The organism is Streptomyces sp. NPDC057424, from assembly GCF_042803315.1.
In the GTDB taxonomy this organism is placed as follows: domain Bacteria; phylum Actinomycetota; class Actinomycetes; order Streptomycetales; family Streptomycetaceae; genus Streptomyces.
This window is the reverse complement of record NZ_JBHVCP010000001.1, coordinates 265,470-280,864: the sequence shown is the minus strand read 5'-3', so window position 1 is coordinate 280,864 and position 15,395 is coordinate 265,470. Positions and strand designations below refer to the sequence as shown.

The 15,395-nt window shown below is 70.1% G+C and carries 15 protein-coding genes and 1 riboswitch; of the genes, 8 read left to right on the top strand and 7 right to left on the bottom strand.

Annotated features, from left to right (window positions below; translation table 11 throughout):
• The first annotated feature begins 128 nt into the window (after positions 1-128).
• Both ACFU3E_RS01370 and ACFU3E_RS01365 read left to right on the top strand, forming a co-directional pair.
• On the top strand, positions 129-1,382 hold the full coding sequence (locus tag ACFU3E_RS01370; RefSeq protein WP_384150206.1) for an ABC transporter substrate-binding protein: 1,254 nt from the start codon (positions 129-131) through the stop codon (positions 1,380-1,382).
• 33 nt (positions 1,383-1,415) lie between these two features.
• Positions 1,416-1,661 (top strand): DUF3263 domain-containing protein, encoded by a 246-nt coding sequence (locus ACFU3E_RS01365; RefSeq protein WP_384150203.1) that lies wholly within the window; start codon positions 1,416-1,418, stop codon positions 1,659-1,661.
• A 3-nt stretch (positions 1,662-1,664) separates the two neighbouring features.
• Here ACFU3E_RS01365 and otsB read toward each other — a convergent pair whose 3' ends face one another.
• The 3 genes from otsB to ACFU3E_RS01350 form a co-directional block, all read right to left on the bottom strand.
• Positions 1,665-2,492 carry a trehalose-phosphatase gene (otsB, locus tag ACFU3E_RS01360; RefSeq protein WP_384150200.1) on the bottom strand — a complete coding sequence of 276 codons (828 nt, stop codon included), beginning with the start codon at positions 2,490-2,492 and terminating at the stop codon, positions 1,665-1,667.
• Entirely contained in the window at positions 2,489-3,877 is a 1,389-nt protein-coding gene (locus ACFU3E_RS01355; protein ID WP_384150197.1) for a trehalose-6-phosphate synthase, read from the bottom strand. Before ACFU3E_RS01355 ends, otsB begins: the two co-directional genes overlap by 4 nt.
• A gap of 73 nt (positions 3,878-3,950) precedes the next feature.
• Entirely contained in the window at positions 3,951-4,922 is a 972-nt protein-coding gene (locus ACFU3E_RS01350) for a glucosyl-3-phosphoglycerate synthase (RefSeq protein WP_384150194.1), read from the bottom strand.
• Positions 4,923-5,077: 155 nt separating this feature from the next.
• Positions 5,078-5,233, top strand: a riboswitch (SAM riboswitch).
• A gap of 18 nt (positions 5,234-5,251) precedes the next feature.
• Here ACFU3E_RS01350 and thrC point away from each other — a divergent pair.
• The 6 genes from thrC (at position 5,252) to ACFU3E_RS01320 (ending at position 12,498) form a co-directional block, all read left to right on the top strand.
• Positions 5,252-6,538, top strand: a complete 1,287-nt coding sequence (gene thrC, locus ACFU3E_RS01345; RefSeq protein ID WP_384150191.1) for a threonine synthase — start codon at positions 5,252-5,254, stop codon at positions 6,536-6,538.
• Between the two features lie 75 nt (positions 6,539-6,613).
• The gene (locus ACFU3E_RS01340; RefSeq protein ID WP_037670105.1) at positions 6,614-6,889 is read left to right on the top strand and encodes a ubiquitin-like small modifier protein 1; all 276 of its coding nucleotides are present in this window, start codon (positions 6,614-6,616) and stop codon (positions 6,887-6,889) included.
• A 446-nt stretch (positions 6,890-7,335) separates the two neighbouring features.
• On the top strand, positions 7,336-7,539 hold the full coding sequence (locus tag ACFU3E_RS01335; RefSeq protein ID WP_010035953.1) for a cold-shock protein: 204 nt from the start codon (positions 7,336-7,338) through the stop codon (positions 7,537-7,539).
• Positions 7,540-7,929: 390 nt separating this feature from the next.
• Positions 7,930-9,555 carry a chaperonin GroEL gene (gene groL / locus ACFU3E_RS01330; RefSeq protein WP_384150187.1) on the top strand — a complete coding sequence of 542 codons (1,626 nt, stop codon included), beginning with the start codon at positions 7,930-7,932 and terminating at the stop codon, positions 9,553-9,555.
• A gap of 180 nt (positions 9,556-9,735) precedes the next feature.
• Positions 9,736-10,857, top strand: coding sequence for an NADH:flavin oxidoreductase (locus ACFU3E_RS01325; protein ID WP_384150184.1), 1,122 nt, complete (start codon positions 9,736-9,738; stop codon positions 10,855-10,857).
• 90 nt (positions 10,858-10,947) lie between these two features.
• Positions 10,948-12,498: a carboxylesterase/lipase family protein gene (locus ACFU3E_RS01320; protein ID WP_384150181.1), complete on the top strand. Its 1,551-nt coding sequence runs from the start codon at positions 10,948-10,950 to the stop codon at positions 12,496-12,498.
• A gap of 10 nt (positions 12,499-12,508) precedes the next feature.
• On the opposite strand, the gene ACFU3E_RS01315 is transcribed toward ACFU3E_RS01320, so the two are convergent.
• The 4 genes from ACFU3E_RS01315 to ACFU3E_RS01300 form a co-directional block, all read right to left on the bottom strand.
• Positions 12,509-13,078 carry a hypothetical protein gene (locus ACFU3E_RS01315; RefSeq protein ID WP_384150178.1) on the bottom strand — a complete coding sequence of 190 codons (570 nt, stop codon included), beginning with the start codon at positions 13,076-13,078 and terminating at the stop codon, positions 12,509-12,511.
• Positions 13,079-13,273: 195 nt separating this feature from the next.
• Positions 13,274-14,122, bottom strand: coding sequence for a hypothetical protein (locus ACFU3E_RS01310; protein ID WP_384150175.1), 849 nt, complete (start codon positions 14,120-14,122; stop codon positions 13,274-13,276).
• Between the two features lie 208 nt (positions 14,123-14,330).
• Positions 14,331-14,522, bottom strand: coding sequence for a DUF397 domain-containing protein (locus ACFU3E_RS01305; RefSeq protein ID WP_384150172.1), 192 nt, complete (start codon positions 14,520-14,522; stop codon positions 14,331-14,333).
• Positions 14,506-15,345, bottom strand: a complete 840-nt coding sequence (locus ACFU3E_RS01300) for a Scr1 family TA system antitoxin-like transcriptional regulator (protein WP_384150169.1) — start codon at positions 15,343-15,345, stop codon at positions 14,506-14,508. Before ACFU3E_RS01300 ends, ACFU3E_RS01305 begins: the two co-directional genes overlap by 17 nt.
• Positions 15,346-15,395: the final 50 nt, after the last annotated feature.

The window sequence follows — 15,395 nt, the reverse complement described above, 5'->3', positions numbered from 1 at the left end:
CAAGAGGTCTAGTCCACTCACGTGGTGTAGACCTTGTTCCGCATATCGAAAAGTTTCGGCGGCGGACCACGCCAGAGTTTGGCGAGTGACGCCAGGGTTGGGGAAGAGCAGCGGTGCAGCGGCGACGGATGGCAGGAACGATCGCGGCGGTGTCCGCACTGGGCATGACGGCGGTCCTCGGCGGCTGCGGCGTCACGGGAGGCTCGGCCGACGTGACCCTGAAGCTGGTCGCCGCCGACTACGGCGACAGCGCCGCCAACAGCTCGAAGAAGTACTGGGACAAGCTCGTCGAGGAGTACGAGGCCGACCACCCCGACGTCGAGATCGACGTCAGCGTCCACTCCTGGAACGACGTCGACCGCAAGGTCAGGGAGATGGTCGCCGCCGGTGACCCGCCGGACATGGCGCAGATCGGCGCGTACGCCGACTACGCGGCCGGCAACCGGCTCTACAAGGCCGACGACCTGCTCTCCATACCCGTGCAGGCCGACTTCGTCGGGCAGCTGGCCTCCGCGGGCCAGGTCAAGGGCGTGCAGTACGGGATGCCGTTCGCCGCCTCCACGCGGGTGCTCTTCTACAACAAGACCCTCTTCGCCAAGGCCGGCATCACCCCGCCCGAGTCCTGGGACGACCTGGCCGAGGACGCCGAGGCGCTCAAGGCGGAGGGCGTGAGGTATCCGTACGCGCTGCCGCTCGGCCCGGAGGAGGCGCAGGCCGAGACCATGCAGTGGATGCTGAGCGGCGGGGGCGGCTACACCGACAGCGTCGACAGCTACGGCATCGACTCCCCGGAGAACATCGACACCTTCTCCTGGCTGAAGAACGACCTGGTCGGCAAGGACCTGACCGGGCCGGTCGCGCCGGGCAACCTGAACCGGGCCGCGGCGTTCGCCGCCTTCGCGAAGGGCGAGGTCGGCATGCTCAACGGCCACCCCTCGCTGATGAAGATCGCCGCGAAGAACGGCGTCAAGTACGGGATGGTGCCCACGCCGGGCCACGAGGGCCCGAGCAAGTCCACGCTCGGCGTCTCCGACTGGATGACGGCGTTCCGCAAGAACGGCAACCGCGACCAGGTGGGCGACTTCCTCGACTTCGTCTACAGCGAGAAGAACGTGCTGGCCTTCTCCCGCGAGTACGACCTGCTGCCGGTCACCTCCTCCGCGTCCGCCACCATGGCCGCCTCCGACGAGGACCGGCACCTCAAACCGTTCCTGGAGGAGCTGCTGGCCTCCGAGCTCTACCCCGTCGGCAAGACCTCCTGGGCCGATGTCAGCTCCCAGGTCAAGCAGCAGATCGGCAAGGCCGTCGCGCCCGGCGGCAGCCCCTCGGGCGTCCTCGGCCACCTCCAGGCGGCGGCGGGCCGGGCGGAGAGCGCCCAGTAGGCGCTGTCGGTGGCGGGCGCTACGGTGCCGGGCATGGACGAGGAGCACGACGGGACGCGGCTCGGGCGCAGGGAGCGGGACATCCTCGCGCTCGAACGCCGCGGCTTCCCCGGCCCCGGCGCGAAGGAACGCGCCATACGCGAGGAGCTGGGCCTCGCCCCCGTGCGCTACTACCAGCTGCTCAACGCCCTGCTGGACGACCCGCGGGCCCTGTCCCACGACCCGGTGACGGTCAACCGGCTGCGGCGGATACGGCACAGACGCCGGACGGAACGCTGAACCTCAGCCGAGTCGTTCCGCCAGCGCGCCCAGCAGGGCCACGACACCCTCGGGGCCGTCCACCACCAGGTCCGCCCGTTCCCGCAGTTCCGTCACCTCGTCGCTGCCGCTGCACACCAGCAGGCCCGGGGTGCCGGACGCGCGCAGGGCGTCGACGGCGGAGTAGGCGGGCAGGTCGCCCAGGTCGTCACCCCCGTAGAGGACGGACCCGGCGCCGATCTCCCTGGCGAATTCGCTCAGGGCGACGCCCTTGTCCATGCCGGGCGGGCGCAGTTCGAGGACCATGCGGCCGGGCTCGACGATCAGGCCGTGCCGGGTCGCCAGGGCGGTGAGCGGCTCGCGCAGGGACTCGAAGACGGCCTGCGGGTCGGCGGCCCGGCGGGTGTGCACGGCCACGGCCCGGCCCTTGTCCTCGACCCAGGTCCCGCTCCCTTCGAGGAGGCCGGGCAGCTCGGCGCGCACGGCCGCGACACCGGGGTGCGACTCCGGGGCGCTGAGTTCACCGCTGCGGGCGTCCCACCGCTCGGCGCCGTAGTGCCCCAGAACGACGAGGTGCTCAAGGCCGGGAACGCCGGCGAAGCCGCCGTTGCGCACCGCGACCTCGGCGGGCCGGCCGGTGATCACCGCGACGGCGGCGACCTTCGGCGCGAGCGCGGCCAGCGCGGGCACCGCCCCGGGGTGGGCCCGGGCCTTCTCGGGATCGGCCACGATCGGCGCGAGCGTCCCGTCGAAGTCGAGCCCGATCAGGGCCTTGCCGGGGCGCGCGAGGAGGGTGTCCAGGCCCTCCCGGCCCGCCTTCGTGGCCGGTGTGGGCAGCATCGTGCCGCTCATCCCCGCAACGCCTCGAGCTGGTCCACGAACCACTGCGCCGGCGGCAGCGCCGTCGCCGCCGCTGCCAGCCGCTTGCCGCGCTCGGCGCGTTCCTCCGGGCGCATCGACAGCGCCTCGTGCAGGGCCGCCGCCGTCCCCGTTACGTCGTAGGGGTTCACCACGATCGCGTCCTCGCCGAGCTCCTCGTACGCCCCGGCCTCCCGCGACAGCACCAGCGCGCAGCCGGCGTCGGAGACGACCGGGACCTCCTTCGCGACGAGGTTCATGCCGTCGCGGATCGGGTTGACCAGTGCCACGTCGGCCAGCCGGTAGGCGGCCAGGGAGCGCGCGAAGTCGTCCTTGAGGTTGAGTACGACCGGGGTCCACCCCGGCGTCCCGTACGCGGCGTTGATCTCGTCCGAGACCCGCTGCACCTCGGCCGTGTACTCCCGGTACACCGCGAGGTCCTGCCGCGAGGGATACGCGAACGCCACGTGCACCACGCGCTCGCGCCACTCGGGGTGGTCGTCGAGCAGCTGCCGGTATGCCAGCAGACCACGCACGATGTTCTTGGACAGCTCCGTGCGGTCGACCCGGACGATGGCGCGGCGGCCTTCGCCGATCTCCTCCCGCAGCGCGGCCATCCGCTCCTCGACGTCCGGCTCGTGCGCCCGTTTGCGCAGGAAGTCCGCGTCGGCCCCGAGCCCGTGCACCCCGACCCGCGTGCCGCCGAGCCCGCCGGCGAACTGCTCGGCGCACGCGGTGAACGCCTCCGCCCAGCGCTCGGTGAGGAAGCCCAGCCGGTCCGCGCCGAGCATGCCGCGCAGCACCTGCCCGGCCACGTCGTCCGGCAGCATCCGGAAGTACTCGGGCGGCGCCCAGGGCGTGTGCGAGAAGTGGCCGATCCGCAGGTCGGGCCGCAGCTCGCGGAGCATGCCCGGGACCAGTGTCAGGTGGTAGTCCTGCACCACGACCGCCGCGCCCCGCGCCGCCTCCTCGGCCAGCGCCTCGGCGAACGCCCGGTTGTACGTCTCGTAGGACGCCCACTGCCGCCGGAACTCCGCGTCGAAGACCGGCTCCAGGGGCGTCTGGTAGAGCATGTGGTGCACGAACCACAGGACCGAGTTGGCGATGCCGTTGTACGCGTCGGCATGGACGTCGGCCGGGATGTCCAGCATCCGCACGCCGTCCTCGCCGACCCCGCGCCCGACCGCCTCCCGGTCGCCGTCGGACAGCGCCGAGCACACCCACAGCGCGTCCGCGTCCGAGCCGATCGCGGAGAGGCCGGAGACCAGCCCGCCGCCGCCGCGCTTGGAGTCCAGCGAACCGTCCTCGCGCACCGCGTACGAGACCGGCCCGCGGTTGGAGGCCACCAGCACCTGTGCAGCACCGTACGTAGAAGCCATAAGCCTCAACCTAGCCCGGCCCGGAAACGCTCAAACGTACGGATCTTCCGCACCCGGCCGAAAACGGCCCCGGTCAGGCCGCTCTCCGCGCCTGGTACTCGGCGATCTCCACCATCGGCGGACGCTCCTCGGTGTCCACGGAGTACGTCCGAGGCTCGAAGCCGTCCTCGGCCCGCTCGAACTGCGTCAGGGACGGCCGGATCAGATGCCCGCGGGCCAGCCGCAGCTGGGCCGTGCGGTAGATCGCGGCGGCCATCCGGCCCAGCGCCTGACCGTCCTGGTGCCGGTGCTTGCGCACCCCGACGTCCACCTGGGCGAGGGCGTCCAGGCCCACCAGGTGCAGGGCGTCGACCAGCATGCCCAGCTCCACGCCGTACCCGACGGGGAACGGCAGCTGCTCCAGCAGCGAGCGGCGGGCCGCGTACTCGCCGCCGAGCGGCTGCACGAAGCCGGCCAGCTGCGGCCAGTGCATGTTGAGCAGCGGGCGCGCCATCAGCTCGGTGACCCGGCCGCCCTGCCCGGCGGTCTTGCCGGAGGCGAGCGAATCGAACTCGGTGCCGAGCGGACGGTCGTACATGGCCTTCACCAGGTCCACGGCCGGATCGGTGAGCAGCGGGCCCACGATCCCCGAGACGAAGTCGGACGAGAAGTCCCTGAGGTCGGCGTCGACGAAGCAGACGACGTCCCCGCGGGTGACGAGCAGCGAGCGCCACAGCACCTCGCCCTTGCCGGGCACGACGGGCAGGCGCGGGAGTATCCCGTCCCGGTGCACCACCCGCGCGCCCGCGGCGGCGGCCACCTCCGACGTACGGTCGGTCGACCCGGAGTCGACGACGACCAGTTCGTCGACGAGCGGGACCTGCCGCATCAGGTCGTGGCGGATGACGGCGACGATGTCGCCGACCGTCGCCTCCTCGTTGAGCGCGGGCAGCACGACACTGACCGTCTGGCCCGTGCGCTGCTTGGCGGCCAGGATCTTATGGAGGGGGCGATCGTTCGCGGACCAGGAACGGGTGCTCAGCCAGCGCTCGACTTCTTCCAGCACCGTGGCGGCTCCTCTGTGTTCTCCAGGCGGGACAGACTGTGATCCATCTCGCGGTTCGGACGACTATCTCAACTGTCCTGGTCGTCGGTTACAGTCTTGAACAAGGCGGATGACCATCGCATGTCCGGGGTCACCCGCCGCCTACAACCACATACAGCTCATCCAGAGGGGCAGAGGGAAACGGCCCGTTGAAGCCCCGGCAACCCTCCAGTCGGTTCTCGTAGGTCACTGGCGACCACTTCGCGAGGCTCCCGGCTAGGGAAGGTGCCAAATCCGTCTCACGGCGAGATGCGTCGTGAGGAAGATGAGGAGAAAGGGCCTCGCCTCACATGGCTGTGCAGACTGTTGCAAGCACCACTGACTCCACCGTAGACCTGGGTCCCGCGGCTGCCCTGAGCTGCCGCGAGTGCGGTCACCGCGTACCCCTCGGCCCGGTCTTCGCGTGCGAGGAGTGTTTCGGCCCGCTGGAGATCGCCTACGACTTCTCGGCCTACGACACCGAGGAGCTGCGCAAGCAGATCGAAGCGGGTCCCGCGAACATCTGGCGCTACGCCCCGCTGCTGCCCGTCCCGGCCGACGTGGCGGACAAGCCGAACATCAACCCGGGCTGGACCAAGCTCGTCAAGGCCGACAACCTCGCGGCTGAGCTGGGTGTCGACGCCGGCAAGCTGTTCGTCAAGGACGACTCCGGCAACCCGACGCACTCCTTCAAGGACCGCGTCGTCGCCCAGGCCCTGGAGGCCGCCCGCGCCTTCGGCTTCACCACGCTCTCCTGCTCCTCCACCGGCAACCTCGCCGGTGCGGTGGGTGCCGCCGCGGCCCGCGCCGGCTTCCGCTCCTGTGTGTTCATCCCGCACGACCTGGAGCAGGGCAAGGTCGTCATGGCCGCCGTCTACGGCGGTGAGCTCGTCGGCATCCAGGGCAACTACGACGACGTGAACCGTTTCTGCTCCGAGCTGATCGGCGACCCGGCCGGTGAGGGCTGGGGCTTCGTCAACGTCAACCTCCGGCCGTACTACGCGGAGGGTTCCAAGACCCTCGCGTACGAGATCTGCGAGCAGCTCGGCTGGCAGCTGCCGGACCAGCTCGTGGTGCCGATCGCCTCCGGCTCGCAGCTCACGAAGATCGACAAGGGTCTGCAGGAGCTGATCAAGCTCGGTCTGGTCGAGGACAAGCCGTACAAGATCTTCGGCGCGCAGGCCGAGGGCTGCTCGCCGGTGTCGACGGCCTTCAAGGCCGGCCACGACGTCGTGCGCCCCCAGAAGCCGGACACCATCGCCAAGTCCCTCGCCATCGGCAACCCGGCGGACGGGCCCTACGTCCTCGACATCGCGCGCCGCACCGGCGGTGCGGTGGAGGACGTGACCGACGAGCAGGTCGTCGAGGCGATCAAGCTGCTCGCGAGGACCGAGGGCGTCTTCGCGGAGACCGCCGGTGGTGTGACGGTGGGCGTGACGAAGAAGCTGATCGAGAGCGGGGCGCTCGACCCGTCGTTGACGACCGTGGTGCTGAACACGGGCGATGGTCTCAAGACGCTGGACGCGGTGGCGGGGACCGGGCTGACCGCGACCATTCGTCCCAGCCTGGACTCGTTCCGGGACGCCGGACTCGCCTGATCGTTGTTCGCTGCGGGCCGGTGGGGGCCGGCCGCGCAGTTCCTAGCTGCAATCGAAACCGGAGGTCATACCCCGATGAGCGTCACCGTTCGCATCCCCACCATCCTGCGCACCTACACCGGCGGGCAGGCCGAGGTCGCCGCCGACGGCGCGACCCTCGGGGAGGTCATCGCCGATCTGGAGAAGAACCACACCGGGATCGCCGCCCGGGTGCTCGACGACCAGGGCAAGCTGCGCCGGTTCGTCAACGTGTACGTGAACGACGACGACGTGCGGTTCGAGCAGGGGCTGGAGACGGCCACGCCGGACGGTGCCGGTGTGTCGATCATTCCCGCCGTCGCCGGCGGCTGAACCGGTCGACCGGCCTGATTATTACCTTCGGTAACGGCCGTCACTGAGAGTTCATCGAATTGCCCCCTCCGTGAGAGAAGCGGAGGGGGCAATTCTGTGTGATTGAGCGCGGTACAGTTGGGGAACGCGCTCCCGATCTCCTGATCGGAACCCTGAATTCCTGCCGCGAGCCCGACAAGATGTAGCCAAAGTGTGCACGTCTTTCGTGGCTTTTGTTCCCTTTGTGTGGCCCGACTTGCCCTGAATTCAGGCGAATCCTCTCTATATTCCGGACCCTGCGCGTCCAGAATTCTCGTCCGATTGACCTGTTGCAGAGGGCAGTTGGACAGATACATTCGGCCGCGGTCGACGCGTTCCGGCGCACGCCCCCAACCGTGGGGGGTGAGGTCTGACCCGGGTCCGCGAAGTGCGGATCTGTGCAAGGGCCAGTAATAGGGGAGTTAGGCATGGCTCAGGGCACCGTCAAGTGGTTCAACGCGGAGAAGGGGTACGGCTTCATCGCGGTCGACGGTGGTGCGGATGTTTTCGTCCACTACAGCGCGATTCAGATGGACGGCTACCGCACCCTTGAAGAGGGCCAGCGGGTCGAGTTCGAGATCTCGCAGGGCCAGAAGGGACCGCAGGCCGACATGGTTCGCGTCTCTGCCTGAACGCGCACCACGACCAACGCTCACGCGACCGGTCTTCTCAGAAGGGCCCGTACCCCCCGGGGTGCGGGCCCTTCCGCGTGCCCGAAGAGCCTGCCGGCCGGTGTTCGCGGGTGGCTGACGCCCCCGCCCGATCCCTCGGAGGCGCTTGCGCCGCCCGTCACCCGACCACCACCCCTCAACGAGCACTCGCTACGCGAGCGCGCCTTGCACTCTCGGGGGTCGAGTGCTAATCATTGCGTTAGCACTCTGAAGGTGAGAGTGACAACGTAAGGACCGGGTCGGTGAGGCCCGCGGACCGGATGGGGCAAGGAACCACCGGTCGGGGCCGTCCGTCGCGGGCGCGGGCGCGGTCCGAAGTAATCACCCCCAGTCCTGGAGGGACCACTTCACATGGCCAAGATCATCGCGTTCGACGAGGAGGCGCGGCGCGGCCTCGAGCGCGGCATGAACCAGCTCGCGGACGCCGTCAAGGTGACGCTCGGCCCCAAGGGCCGCAACGTCGTCCTCGAGAAGAAGTGGGGCGCGCCCACGATCACCAACGATGGTGTCTCCATCGCCAAGGAGATCGAGCTCGAGGACCCGTACGAGAAGATCGGCGCCGAGCTGGTCAAGGAAGTCGCCAAGAAGACGGACGACGTCGCCGGTGACGGTACGACCACCGCGACCGTTCTCGCCCAGGCCCTGGTCAAGGAGGGTCTGCGCAACGTAGCCGCCGGCGCCAACCCGATGGCCCTCAAGCGCGGTATCGAGCGTGCCGTCGAGGCCGTCTCCGCCGCCCTGCTGGAGCAGGCGAAGGACGTCGAGACCAAGGAGCAGATCGCCTCCACGGCCTCCATCTCCGCCGCCGACACCCAGATCGGCGAGCTCATCGCCGAGGCCATGGACAAGGTCGGCAAGGAAGGCGTCATCACCGTCGAGGAGTCCCAGACCTTCGGTCTGGAGCTGGAGCTCACCGAGGGTATGCGCTTCGACAAGGGCTACATCTCGGCGTACTTCGCCACCGACATGGAGCGTATGGAGGCCGTCCTCGACGACCCGTACATCCTGATCGCGAACTCCAAGATCTCCAACGTCAAGGACCTGCTCCCGCTCCTGGAGAAGGTCATGCAGTCGGGCAAGCCGCTGCTGATCATCGCCGAGGACGTCGAGGGCGAGGCCCTGTCGACCCTGGTCGTCAACAAGATCCGCGGCACCTTCAAGTCCGTCGCCGTCAAGGCCCCGGGCTTCGGCGACCGCCGCAAGGCGATGCTGCAGGACATCGGCATCCTCACCGGCGGCGAGGTGATCTCCGAGGAGGTCGGCCTCAAGCTGGAGAACGCCACGATCGACCTGCTGGGCAAGGCCCGCAAGGTCGTCATCACCAAGGACGAGACCACCATCGTCGACGGTGCCGGCTCCGCCGACCAGGTCCAGGGCCGGGTCAACCAGATCCGCGCCGAGATCGAGAACAGCGACTCGGACTACGACCGCGAGAAGCTCCAGGAGCGCCTGGCGAAGCTCGCCGGCGGCGTGGCCGTCATCAAGGCCGGTGCCGCCACCGAGGTGGAGCTCAAGGAGCGCAAGCACCGCATCGAGGACGCCGTGCGCAACGCCAAGGCGGCCGTCGAGGAGGGCATCGTCGCCGGTGGTGGCGTGGCCCTGCTGCAGGCCTCCCAGGTCTTCGAGAAGCTGGAGCTCGAGGGTGACGAGGCGACCGGCGCCAACGCCGTGAAGCTCGCGCTGGAGGCCCCGCTGAAGCAGATCGCCGTCAACGGTGGTCTCGAGGGCGGCGTCGTCGTGGAGAAGGTCCGCAACCTCCAGGTCGGCCACGGCCTGAACGCCGCGACCGGTGAGTACGTCGACATGATCGCCGAGGGCATCATCGACCCGGCGAAGGTGACCCGTTCCGCGCTGCAGAACGCCGCCTCCATCGCCGCGCTGTTCCTCACCACCGAGGCCGTCATCGCCGACAAGCCGGAGAAGGCGGGCGCTGCCCCGGCCGGCGGCGGCATGCCGGGCGGTGACATGGACTTCTGATCGACCTGGTCGATCAACGTCCTTGCCGAGGGCGGCACTTCCTGTTCCGACAGGGGGTGCCGCCCTCGGGCGTGTCCGGGATCACAGCGGGGTGGGGATGGCCGAGTCGGGGCCGGTTGGTTGAAACTCACGTCCTATGCGTTTGCACATACCATCTGGTATCCGAAAGTGAGCCCCCACGTGACTGTCGCCGCCTCCCGCGCCGCCGAAATCCTGTCCCGGCCCGTATCGCTGGGCGGCCTGACCGTTCCGAACCGGATCGCGATGGCACCGATGACCCGTATGTTCTCCCCGGGCGGTGTACCCGGCGAGGACGTCGTCTCGTACTACGCGCGCCGCGCCGCCGCCGGAGTCGGCCTGATCGTCACCGAGGGCACCTACGTCGGGCACGAGTCGGCCGGGCAGAGCGACCGCGTGCCCCGCTTCCACGGCGAGGAGCAGCTCGCGGGCTGGGCGAAGGTCGCCGAGGCGGTACACGCCGCGGGCGGCACGATCGTGCCGCAGCTGTGGCACATCGGCATGGTCCGCAACCAGGGCGAGCCGCCCGTCGCCGACGCCCCGGCCGTCGGCCCCTCCGGCCTGCGCATCGGCGCGACCGAGCCCACCGGCAAGACCATGACGCAGACCGACATCGACGCCGTCATCGGCGCGTTCGCCGAGGCCGCCGCCGCAGCCGAGCGCATCGGCTTCGACGGCGTGGAGCTCCACGGCGCCCACGGCTACCTGCTCGACCAGTTCCTGTGGGAGGACACCAACCGCCGCACCGACGCCTACGGCGGCGACCGTGTCGCCCGTGCCAAGCTCTCCGAGGAGATCGTCGCTGCGGTCCGCGAGACCGTCTCCGCCGACTTCCCCGTCATCTTCCGCTACTCCCAGTGGAAGCAGGAGGCCTACCGCGCCCGCCTCGCCGAGACCCCGGAGGAACTGGAGGCCATCCTGACCCCGCTCGCGGCGGCCGGTGTCGACGCCTTCCACGCCTCCACGCGCCGCTACTGGGTCCCCGAGTTCGACGACTCGGACCTCAACCTGGCCGGCTGGACCAAGAAGCTCACCGGCAAGCCCGCCATCACCGTCGGCTCGGTCGGTCTGGACGGCGGCGACTTCCTCAAGTCCTTCCAGGGCCACGGCGCCGAGGTCGGCGACCTCGACAACCTCCTCGACCGCTTCGAGCGCGACGAGTTCGACATGGTCGCCGTCGGCCGCGCCCTGCTCCAGGACCCGCAGTGGGCCGAGAAGGTGCTGGCCGGCCGCTTCGAGGACCTGGCGTCGTACGACCCGGCGGCGCTGAAGACCCTCAGCTGAATCCGCCTCCCGAGGGCCTCTGGATCTGCTTGCGCCGGCCAAGGACACTGACCGAGCGCCTGTTCACCGGCCTTCCCTGAGGAGATTGAGATGACGACGACCGAGTCCCGCCCGCCGCACGACGGCTCCGCCGGGCAGCCCGGACCGGTGGTCCGCACCACCGCCGGTGCCGTCCGGGGCCGCAGGGAGGCGGGGCTCGCGGTCTTCCGCGGCATCCCGTTCGCCGCGCCCCCGGTGGGCGAGGCCCGCTTCATGGCCCCGCGCCCCGCCCACCCCTGGGACGGCATACGCGACGCGTACGCCTTCGGCCCGCCGCCCCCGCAGGACCTCGGCAACCTGGGCGGCCCGGGCCTCCTCGACGTCCCCGAGGGCGACGAGTGGCTCACGGTCAACGTCTGGACCCCGGACCCCGACCCGGCCGCCCACCGCCCGGTGATGGTGTGGATCTACGGCGGCGCCTACAAGCTCGGCCACTCCGGCAGCCCCGGCTACGACGCCCGGCACGTCGCGGCCGACGGCGACGTGGTGGTCGTGTCCCTCAACTACCGCCTGGGCATGGAGGGTTTCGCGTCCATCGAGGGAGCACCCGCCAACCGCGGACTGCTCGACCAGGTGGCCGCGCTGGAGTGGGTGCGGGACAACATCGGGTCCTTCGGCGGTGACCCCGGGCAGGTCACGGTCTTCGGGGAGTCCGCGGGTGCGGGCTCGGTCGCCTCGCTGCTCACCATGGAGCGCGCGTCCGGGCTGTTCCGGCGGGCGATCGCGCAGAGCGTGCCGGGGACGTTCTTCTCCGACGCCCTGGCCCGTGACATCGGTGCCGCTCTCGCCGCCGAGGTGGGTCTGCGCCCCACGGTCACCGACCTCGCGACGGTCGATCCGCACCGGCTGACGTCGGCAGGGGAGACGCTGAGCGCCAAGATGCTCCAGTACGTCGACCGCTGGGGGCAGGCGGCGCCCACGGTCACGCCCTTCTCACCGGTGGTCGACGGCGAGGTCCTGCCGACGAGCCCGTGGCAGGCACTGAGGTCCGGTGCGGCACAGGACGTCGACCTCCTGGTCGGCCACAACCGCGACGAGTACCGCCTCTTCACCGCCATGGCGGGCCGACTCGGCCGGATCACGGAGGAGCAGGCGGCGTCGGCCCTGCGTCTGTTCGCCCCCGGTGGTGAAGAGGCCTACCGCGCCGCGTTCCCCGAGGCCTCCCCGGGCGAGCTCTACGAACGCGTCCAGACGGACTGGCTGTTCAACATGCCCTCCCTGCACCTGGCCGAGGCCCATCGCGCGGGCGGCGGCAGCGCGCACGTCTACGAACTGACCTGGCCGGCCCCCGGCAACGGCGGCGCGCTCGGCGCCTGCCACGGCCTGGACATCCCCCTGCTGTTCGGCACCTACGGGGCGGACCTGGGGCTTCTGCTGTTCGCGGGTGTGGAGCCCTCCGCCGAGGCGCTGTCCCTGTCGACGCGTTTTCGCGCGTCCTGGACCTCCTTCGCGCGGTCGGGCGACCCGGGCTGGCCGGCGTACGACGACGAGCAGCGGCTGGTGCAGGTGCTGGACGCGGAGCCGGTGGTCACGGCGTACCCGGAGGAGACGTCGCGGCGCCTGTGGGAGGGCCACGACTTCCAGCCCCTGCCGCTGCTGTGAGCGGGGGCGGTCAGAGGTTGCCCATGGGTTCGATGTCCACCTTCACCGGCGTCCCCCACACCCGCAGCACCTCGTAGTCGGTGAACTCGTGCACCAGCCGGTACGCCATGGCGGCCCGGGGAGCCTTGCGCTGGGCCGCGATGAACAACTCCGCCTCGCGGCGGTCCCGGCGCGGGGTGCCGCACAGTTGCCAGGTCTGGCCGTTCCACAGCTCCGCCAGCCAGCGCTGCTGGGGCTGGGGGCGGTCGCCGCGTACGCCGTAGCGGGACTGGACGGGGTCGGTCTGCGGCTGCTGGGGCGCGGGCCCGTTGAACTCGTTGCGGCGGGCCGCCCTGCGCCGGGTCTCGCACAGCAGGCACAGGTCGGGGGCGGCCTTGTCGACGGGGCCGTTCGGATGCTCGGCGCAGCGTGTGGTGGGCTTGGCGGTCGTGACGCTGTCCTCCAGCAGGTCCAGGGCGCGCTTCAGATCGGCCTTGACCTCGTGCAGCTTGGCGTCCGGGGTGTCGGAGGCGAGGGCTTCCCCGTGCTCACCGAGAAGTCGGAGGGCACGGCCTAGGGCGGTGAGCTGGGCGTGGTTCATGGGTCCATTGTCGTCAGTCGGCGTAGTCCTTGAGCTTCTCGGTGTCCAGGGTGATGTTCACGGGGGCGGGGAGCTCGACCGTGGCGCCCCAGGGGTGCGGGGAGATGTGCTGGTAGCGGCCGTCCTTCGGCGGTCATGGTGGTGCCTCCTCCCTTCCATCGTGCCCTCAGGGAGTGCGTCGCACCGTAGGAGCCGTCATGTGTGTGCCTTCTCTTGTCGTCGTTGGGACATCGCGGCGCGGATCTCGGCCGCGCGGTCGTGAACCGTGGGGGCGGACAGGGGTGCAGGGGGTTGCGCGGGCGCGCGTTCGCCCCGGCAGGCGCTGCAACGGCCCCCTGGCAGGGACTCTGGACGCCCCGGGGCGCCGCAGTTCGCGCACTCCAGGACCCGCAGGGGTGGACGCGGGGCAGGTGGGGGCGGGAGTTTGCTGGTCAGGCGGTTGCGGACGAGGGCGGCCGGGTGGTGGACGGGGGTCGGCAGGCCGGCGGTGAGTGCTCGCAGTACGTCGTCCTCCGAGGCGCCCCGCTCGAACCACTCCGTCACCAGCGGGGCGAGTGCCGCGCAGTCGGCCTGGGAGAGGGACAGGACGGGTGCCGTGCGGCCGAGGGCGGCCAGGAGGATGTGGGCGCGGGAGCGGGTAGGACGCTGCTGCCTCGGTACGTCGCCACGCGTGAAGGCCGCCCACCAGTCATCGTCCCTGGCGGTGCGGGAGAACCACGAACGGGTGATCCAGCGGGAGCTGCCGTCCTCGGCCGTCACACACTCCCGGCCTCGCCGTAGGTGGCCCGCCTGCTGGATGCGGTTGAGCGCCGTGCCCAGGGCGCACTGCCCGTACGGGAGCTGTTTGGCCAGCGTCTTCACGGAGATGTCGGCGCCGTCGGGGAGGCGGTCGACGTACGCGGCGATGGCGGCTTCGCGGGGTGGGAGGTGTGCGAAGTCGTGATTGGCGCGGGGGAGTTGGTCGGGGGCGGAGCGCTTGCCGTAGCCCGGGTTCGCCATTGGGTGCGCGCACGGGGAGGCAGCACTAAGCTGGGTCTCAGCCATGGGATCGAACTGTTCCTTCGATGCCGTTGGTTAAGCCCCCGCAGGTGTTGGCGCACCGGGCGGGGGCTGTTGCGTATGCAGGCACGTTAGAGGCCTGTCACTGTCCGTGGCAAGCCGAACGCGTCAAGTCAACACGCGGGGTGGGAGGGCGGGTTGAGGCCCTCTACCCGTTCCTTGAAAAGAGAGCTCGAAGCCCGGGTCCCGAAGCTCAGGCCGTCTCGTCCTTGAGGTTTTCGACGAACGCGGCCCAGGCCGTGGCCCGGAACACGAGCTTCGGGCCGGCGGGGTTCTTGGAGTCCCGGACGGGGACGACATCAGGGAGTGCCTGGGTGACTTCCAGGCAGTTGTCGCCGGTGCCGCCGCTGTAACTGGACTTGTACCACTCAGGCGTGTTCCTCATGGCCGTAATCCTGCGCCATCGCCTCAAGGAGAGCCAGAGACTTCTCAGGCGAGAGTGCCGAAGCCGTGAGGAACTCGAAGTAGAGCCTGTAACGCGCGACGGTGGCGGGGTCGTCTTCCAACTGTCCGGTGTCGACCCCTTCGAGGTAGGCCAGCGGAGGGGCGTCGTCGAAGTCCATCACCCTGACGCACCCCTGCATCCCCGGATGGGCTCCTGCGTCGAACGGCAGCACCTGAACGATGACGCGGTTCCGGAGGATCAAGCCGATGAGGTGGCGCAGGGCCCCCGTCATCACCTCTGGCCCGCCCGTCACGCGGCGCAGTGCGGCCTCGTCAATCACCGTCCACAACAGAGGCTTTGTTTGATCGCCGAGGATCCGCGCCCTCTCCATCCGACCGGTCACCAGCGCCTCGATGGCCTCCTCTGCCGCTGAGGGCTGGTAGGCGCGGCTGACGGCTCGTGCGTAAGCAGGTGTCTGGAGCAATCCGGGGATCAGCATCGAGGTGTACTCCCTGATGGCCGTGGCCTCCGTCTCCGTCTCCGCGGCCTCCGCGAAGTGCTCGCGGTACTTCGACTTCGCCGCCGCCGCGCAATTCCGCTGGAAGAAGTCCTCCGTCCCCAGCACCTCGTCCAGCAACCGCGCGTATTCCCGCTGCAACCTCCGCGTCCCTGCCTCCAACTGTCCGATGAACGACCCGCTCACGAACAGCCGCTGCCCCAGTTCCTCCTGGCTGAGGCCGGCCTTCTCGCGGGCGTGGCGGAGTTCGGCGCCCAGGAGGGCCCGCGGGGAGGAGGACGGGTCGAGGTCCCTGGATCCGGGCATGGGCAACTCCCTGTCGTACACATCGGGTTGTTGGGCCGCCGTATCTGGCC